Origin of the sequence: Phenylobacterium sp. (assembly GCF_036402295.1) — a bacterium.
In the GTDB taxonomy this organism is placed as follows: domain Bacteria; phylum Pseudomonadota; class Alphaproteobacteria; order Caulobacterales; family Caulobacteraceae; genus Phenylobacterium.
Window position 1 is genome coordinate 1 of record NZ_DASWTE010000457.1, and the last position, 5,485, is coordinate 5,485.

At 70.1% G+C, this 5,485-nt stretch carries 9 protein-coding genes and 1 pseudogene; 7 read left to right on the top strand and 3 right to left on the bottom strand.

Translation table 11 applies throughout. The annotated features are described in order from the left end of the window. The 7 genes and pseudogenes from VGD44_RS25655 to VGD44_RS25685 all read left to right on the top strand — a co-directional run. A pseudogene (locus VGD44_RS25655) lies at nucleotides 1-195 on the top strand (hypothetical protein); the annotation flags it as partial. 53 nt (nucleotides 196-248) lie between these two features. Further along, nucleotides 249-428: a hypothetical protein gene (locus tag VGD44_RS25660; protein WP_331091496.1), complete on the top strand. Its 180-nt coding sequence runs from the start codon at nucleotides 249-251 to the stop codon at nucleotides 426-428. 266 nt (nucleotides 429-694) lie between these two features. After that, on the top strand, nucleotides 695-1,711 hold the full coding sequence (locus VGD44_RS25665) for a hypothetical protein (RefSeq protein WP_331091498.1): 1,017 nt from the start codon (nucleotides 695-697) through the stop codon (nucleotides 1,709-1,711). Nucleotides 1,712-1,784: 73 nt separating this feature from the next. After that, nucleotides 1,785-2,159 (top strand): SnoaL-like domain-containing protein, encoded by a 375-nt coding sequence (locus VGD44_RS25670; RefSeq protein ID WP_331091499.1) that lies wholly within the window; start codon nucleotides 1,785-1,787, stop codon nucleotides 2,157-2,159. Nucleotides 2,160-2,203: 44 nt separating this feature from the next. Further along, complete coding sequence (locus VGD44_RS25675) at nucleotides 2,204-2,518, top strand: DUF6665 family protein (protein WP_331091500.1); 315 nt, start codon at nucleotides 2,204-2,206, stop codon at nucleotides 2,516-2,518. Nucleotides 2,519-2,595: 77 nt separating this feature from the next. After that, nucleotides 2,596-3,117 (top strand): DUF1993 domain-containing protein, encoded by a 522-nt coding sequence (locus VGD44_RS25680; protein WP_331091501.1) that lies wholly within the window; start codon nucleotides 2,596-2,598, stop codon nucleotides 3,115-3,117. Nucleotides 3,118-3,208: 91 nt separating this feature from the next. Next, nucleotides 3,209-3,541, top strand: a complete 333-nt coding sequence (locus tag VGD44_RS25685; RefSeq protein WP_331091503.1) for a DUF6665 family protein — start codon at nucleotides 3,209-3,211, stop codon at nucleotides 3,539-3,541. Between the two features lie 9 nt (nucleotides 3,542-3,550). On the opposite strand, the gene ybaK is transcribed toward VGD44_RS25685, so the two are convergent. From ybaK to VGD44_RS25700, 3 genes are all read right to left on the bottom strand, one after another. Next, complete coding sequence (gene ybaK / locus VGD44_RS25690) at nucleotides 3,551-4,021, bottom strand: Cys-tRNA(Pro) deacylase (protein ID WP_331091504.1); 471 nt, start codon at nucleotides 4,019-4,021, stop codon at nucleotides 3,551-3,553. Nucleotides 4,022-4,029: 8 nt separating this feature from the next. Continuing rightward, entirely contained in the window at nucleotides 4,030-4,812 is a 783-nt protein-coding gene (locus VGD44_RS25695; RefSeq protein ID WP_331091506.1) for a VOC family protein, read from the bottom strand. A gap of 69 nt (nucleotides 4,813-4,881) precedes the next feature. Further along, a partial coding sequence (locus tag VGD44_RS25700) for a thiamine pyrophosphate-dependent enzyme (protein ID WP_331091508.1) occupies nucleotides 4,882-5,485 on the bottom strand: 604 nt, incomplete at its 5' end.

Below are 5,485 nucleotides of genomic sequence, written 5' to 3' on the forward strand. Positions count from 1 at the left end.
AGCCGCTTCGGCTACTGGATCCGCGGAACGGTCAGCTCGATGCCGGACCCGAAGGGCAAGGGCTACGTGATCAACGTGGCCAGCGCCCGCAACGGTGTCGGCTACGGCAAGTGGGTCCACATCGACGGCTTCTCCGAGGCCGTGCTGAGCTATATCCGCGAGGCCGAAGGGCTGAACGGGCAAGGCGCGGCATGACAGCGGAGGAGCTCCGTCGGGCGGCGATCCTTCTCTTCGGCGAGCGGGGCTGGATGTCCCGTCTCGCCGAAGCGTTGGACGTCGACCGCTCGACGGTGTCGCGCTGGTTCGGGGGTCTTGCGATCCCCGGACCGGTCGCCGCGGCCGTGCAGAGCTGGCTGCTCCTCTACAAGATCACCGGCCAGAAGCCGGACCATCTGAACGTCCAGGCCCGGCGCCGCCCAGAGCCCTGAAGCCGAGCCGTGACCTGACGGCCACAGGCCGTTAACGAACAGCTCTCGACCGCAAGCCCAGCCTTGCGCGACGCTGGTGTCCCATGAGACATCGCCACCCTTCTCGAACGAGAGTCACCGAATGACGACGTGCAATTTCATGAGCGACTGGGAGCGGCCTCCGGCCCCCATGCGCTCGCGCGCCGTCCCGGACCCGGGCGCGCGCCTCATACGACGCTAGACGCGCCGCGCTCCCATGGGCTGCGGCGCAACCCTGGGAGCTTTCGATGTTCACCCGCTTTCCGGTCGCGGCGTCCGCGACCGCCGGCCCGACCTCTCTGCTGACGCTGCTCGCGGGCGACTTCGCCCCGCGCGTCGCGGCCCTGTGGCCGGACCCGCACGGCGGCTTCCTGGCCGCGCCGGCTGCGCGCCGCCACCTCGTGTGCCTGGCCCTGGCGCTGGGCCGCGATGTCCGCAGCTTCGCCGAGCGACTGCTGACTGCGCGCCTGCGGGTGGCGATCCGGCTGGCGGTGGAGGCGCCGCCGGCGGGTCTCGAGCGACTGCTCGGGCGGGCGGGCGAGATCGCGTGGGACGTCGACGCCTACCGCGCCCTGATCCGCCTGCTGGAGCGGGCGGCGCCGGCCAAGGTTCTGCGCCACGCCGAGACCGTCGACGCCGCCCTGGTGCGCCGCCTTGCCGGCCTGCCCGACGCCATGGCGCCGGCCGCGCGGCTCGCGGCGGCCCTCTCGCCCGAGGGTGTCGAGGTGCTGCGTGAGGCCTACCAGGCGCTGGCCCTGCGCGACGGCCAGGCGGCGGCCGACGTGGCGGCGACCGGCTGGGGCCGGGCGGCCACGACCAAGGCCCTCTTCGAGCGGGTGCGCGACGACCTGACGCCCGAGCCGATGGCGCCGCCGCATCCCGGCACGGCGCGCCTGAGGCCGCTCGCCAGCAAGGCGGCGCTGAAGGACGCCTCGCGCCGGTACCGCAACTGCCTGACCGACCGCGGCTCCGATGCGGCGACCGGCTGGGCCGCCTTCTACGAGTGGCTGGGTCAGCCTGGCGCGATTGTGGCGATCACCCGCGACCACGTCTTCGGCTGGCGCATGGACGAGGCGCGCGTGGCCCGCAACGCGGCCGTACCCGAGGCGCTGCGCGAGGAGATCATCTCCGAACTGGCGCTGATGGGCGTGCACGTGGGCCGCAGCGGCTGGTCGATCGACCGGTTGCTGCGCGACGACGTGGGCCGCGACTACCGCTACTGGCCCGTCGCCGACGACGTGGCGGAGGCCTTCGGGGCGGACTAGCCCCGAAGGCTGCTGCCAGAACGGTGTCACTATCCCGGCGTACGGTCCCGGCCATCCAACCCAGGAGGCCGCCATGAGTGAAGTTCTCGACAAGCCCACCACGAAGGATGTCGCCGACGCCCTCGTCGCCATGTGGAAGGCTGGCCAGTTCGACCAGTCGGGCGAGAAGTACTGGGCCGACGACGTCGTCAGCTACGAGAACATGCCCGGCAACGAGATGTCCGAGATCCGCGGCAAGGCAGGCGTGAAAGCCAAGGGCGACTGGTGGAACGCCAACCACGAGATCCACGGTGTGGAAGTCGAAGGGCCCTACCTCAACGGCGACCAGTTCGCCGTGCGCTTCAAGATGGAAGTGACCCCGAAGGGCGCCGAGCGCACCACGCTGGACGAGATCGGCATCTACACCATCCGCGACGGCAAGATCGCCGAGGAGCGCTTCTTCTACTGAGCCCAGGCTTGCCAAGCGGGGGCGGGCCGCCAACATGGGCGGCCATGTCCTCGCTGCGCATGCCCCAAAGCCTCGCACGCCGTCTCGGCGTGGACTCCGGCGAGGCCGCGATCCGCTACGAGCTCCTGGAGGAGCAGGCCCACTCGCTGGGCCGCGCCGGCCGCAAGGTGGAGATGGCGCTCGCGGAGCTTCGTGACCATCCGGGCGGCGAAGGTCGCGCGGTCGTCCTCAAGGCGGCGGCAGACGCCGTCTGGGGCTTCCTCGTCCAGCGCGAGGTCATGGGCCTGCGCGACCGCGCCGCGGTCATCGCCCAGTACGGCATCCCGCGCGAGGTGCTGGCCCGGCTGGGCGCCCGCTGACCGGCATTAGAATTTCGGGCTGGCTCACCTAGCGGCCCATCGGCCAAGCTGGGCCCAACAATCAACGGGGGCCGGCGATGGCGATCTCACTCTACGACTGCACGGTGACGTCCTTCCTGCAGGTGCTGGGCGCCGTCTCGGCCTTCCTGGAGAAGGGGCGCGCGCACCTGGTGGAGGCCGGCCGCGACCCCGAAGCGATCGTCACCACCCGCCTGCACGACGACATGCTGCCCTTCGCCTTCCAGATCGCCTCGGTGGCGCACCATTCGCGCGGCGCGCTGGCCGGCGCCAAGGCCGGCGTCTTTCATCCGCCCGGCCCGTTCGGCGAGCCCACCTACGCCGACCTGCAGAAGTGGGTGGCCGACGCCCAGGCCGAGCTTAAGGCGCTGACGCCGGACGAGGTCAACGCGCTGGAGGGCAAGGACATGGTCTTCCAGCTGGGGCCGCGCCAGCTGCCGTTCACGGCCGAGAACTTCCTGCTCTCGTTCTCCACGCCCAACCTGCATTTCCACGCCACCACGGCCTACGACATCCTGCGCCAGGCCGGCGTGCCGCTGGGCAAGCGGGACTACATGGGCGCCATGCGCCTCAAGACTTGAGCCGGTTCAAATAAGCGGGAGCGTTCGCCGCACGCGCGCCACGGTGCTATGGTCGTTCCCAAGGTGAACCCTTGAGAGCCAAGGAGGCGGCATGTCCGCACTCAGACTGCCTCAGCACCTCGCCGAGCCTGCCCACGTCGACAGCGGTGAGGCCCACCTGAAGTTCGAGCTCCTCGAAGAGATAGACGCGGCTGTCGGCCATACCGAGCGGGACGTGGAGCGGGCGCTCCGCGCGCTGCGCGACCACGACTCCGACCAGCGCGATCCCGAGGACCGACAGGCGCTGCTCGACGCAGCGGTGGAGGCAGTCTGGAAGCTGATCGTCCAGCACGAGGCCTGCGACTGCAGCGACCATCGCGAGTTGGTCACGCGCTACCGCATCCCCAGCGAGGTGATGTCCCGCATCGGGGCGTCGCCCCCCTAGCTCCGGGCGTCAGCTGATCGCGGCCACCTTCGCGCCCAGCACCCGCACGAGTTCGGACGGCGCAAGCCGGACCTGCAGTCCGCGCTGCCCGCCATTCACGAAGGCATCCGACAGCGCCGCGGCGTCGGCGTCGATCAAGGTCGGAACGGCCTTCTTCTGCCCGAAGGGGCTGACGCCGCCCACGCGGTAGCCGGTGATCCGCTCGGCGTCGGCGGACTTCATCATCTCCGCCGACTTTGCGCCCATGGCGGCCGCCAGCTTCTTCATCGAGACCTCGCGGTCCGACGCCAGCACCACGCAGACGGGCTTGCCGTCAGCCTTGACCATGAGCGTCTTCAGCACCTCGGAGGGTGGCGCGCCCAGGGCCTCGGCCGCCTGCAGCCCCACGCGCTCGGCGTCCGGATCGTAGTCGTAGGTGGCCAGCCGGTAGGCCACGCCGGCCTTGTCCAGGGCCAGCGTCGCCGGCGTCGTCTTCGACATGGATGTCCCTAGGCGGCCTTGGAACCCTGCACGGAGAACACCGCCCCCTGCGGGTCGATCCCCTGGAACACCCAGTCGCCGCTCGGCACTTCCATCGGCCCCATCAGGATCTGCGCCCCGCCGGCCTTGGCCCGTTCGGCCGCCGCGTCGATGCCGCCCACCCGGAAGTAGTAGTTCCAGTAGGGCGCCGGCGCCTGCTCGGGCTGCTTCATCATCCCGCCGATCTGGCCGTCCTGGTTCGCGAACAGCTGGTAGGTCCCCATCGGGCCCATGTCGAAGGCGTCGGCCTTGGTCCAGCCGAACATCGCCCCGTAGAAGGCGACGCTCTCCTCCGGCGGACCGCCGTAGAGCTCGTGCCAGCTCGTGTGGCCCAGGGCGCCGGGCGGAACCTCTGGCCGCGGGGCCTCCGGGGGCACGGGCTTCATGATCGCGAACACGGCGCCGGCCGGGTCGGCCACGATGGCGAAGCGGCCGATGCCGGGAATGTCCAGCGGCTCGCGCTTCACCGACCCGCCCAGGCTCTTCGCCCTCGCAGCGGCGGCGTCGCAGTCGTCCACGCAGACGTAGCCGGTCCAGTTGGGCGGCATGCCCTCGGCCTTCATGGGCTCGCCCAGGTTCATCATGCCCGCCACGTCGACCCCTTCGGCGCTGAGGATGCTGTAGGGCTCGGCGCCCGGCATCGGCGGCAGGTCCTGCGCCTTCCAGCCCAGGAGGTCGCCGTAGAACCGCTTGGCGCCCGCCATGTCGGGGGTGATCAGCTCGTACCAGATGAAACGGCCGTGGTCGGACATGCGCGCGCCCTTCTGAGAGGCGCGCACCCTACTGCCGCGAAAACGACAGTTGAATGGCCGTCCGGAGGGTCAGACCAGCCGCTTGCCGGCGTCGTCGATGATCGAGCCGAGGTCGCGGGCTTCCTCGGCCATGATCATCTCGTTGTGCGCCTTGCCGGACGGGATCATCGGGAAGCAGTTCTCTTCCTTGGTCACCCGGCAATCGAACAGGACAGGCTTCTTCACCGCGATCATCTCGCGGATCTTGTCGTCCAGCTCGTCGGGGTGCTCGGCGCGGAAGCCGACACCGCCGTAGGCCTCGGCCAGCTTCACGAAGTCGGGCATCGCCGCGGAGTAGGAGTGGCTGTAGCGCTCGCCGTGCAGCAGCTGCTGCCACTGCCGCACCATCCCCATCCACTCGTTGTTGAGGATGAAGATCTTGATCGGCAGGCCGTACTGAACGGCCGTCGACATCTCCTGCATGGTCATCTGCACCGAGGCGTCCCCGGCGATGTCGATGACGAGCGAGTCCGGGTGGGCCATCTGCACGCCCACCGCCGCGGGCAGGCCGTAGCCCATGGTGCCCAGGCCGCCCGAGGTCATCCAGCGGTTGGGCTCCTCGAAACGGTAGAACTGGGCGGCCCACATCTGGTGCTGGCCGACCTCGGTGGTGATGTAGGTGTCGTGGTCCTTG

Coding starts and splice junctions, on each gene's coding strand:
- VGD44_RS25660 (WP_331091496.1), top strand. CDS start 249: ATGTCCCGTCTCGCCGAAGCGTTGGACGTCGACCGCTCGACGGTGTCG.
- VGD44_RS25665 (WP_331091498.1), top strand. CDS start 695: ATGTTCACCCGCTTTCCGGTCGCGGCGTCCGCGACCGCCGGCCCGACC.
- VGD44_RS25670 (WP_331091499.1), top strand. CDS start 1,785: ATGAGTGAAGTTCTCGACAAGCCCACCACGAAGGATGTCGCCGACGCC.
- VGD44_RS25675 (WP_331091500.1), top strand. CDS start 2,204: ATGTCCTCGCTGCGCATGCCCCAAAGCCTCGCACGCCGTCTCGGCGTG.
- VGD44_RS25680 (WP_331091501.1), top strand. CDS start 2,596: ATGGCGATCTCACTCTACGACTGCACGGTGACGTCCTTCCTGCAGGTG.
- VGD44_RS25685 (WP_331091503.1), top strand. CDS start 3,209: ATGTCCGCACTCAGACTGCCTCAGCACCTCGCCGAGCCTGCCCACGTC.
- ybaK (WP_331091504.1), bottom strand. CDS start 4,021: ATGTCGAAGACGACGCCGGCGACGCTGGCCCTGGACAAGGCCGGCGTG.
- VGD44_RS25695 (WP_331091506.1), bottom strand. CDS start 4,812: ATGTCCGACCACGGCCGTTTCATCTGGTACGAGCTGATCACCCCCGAC.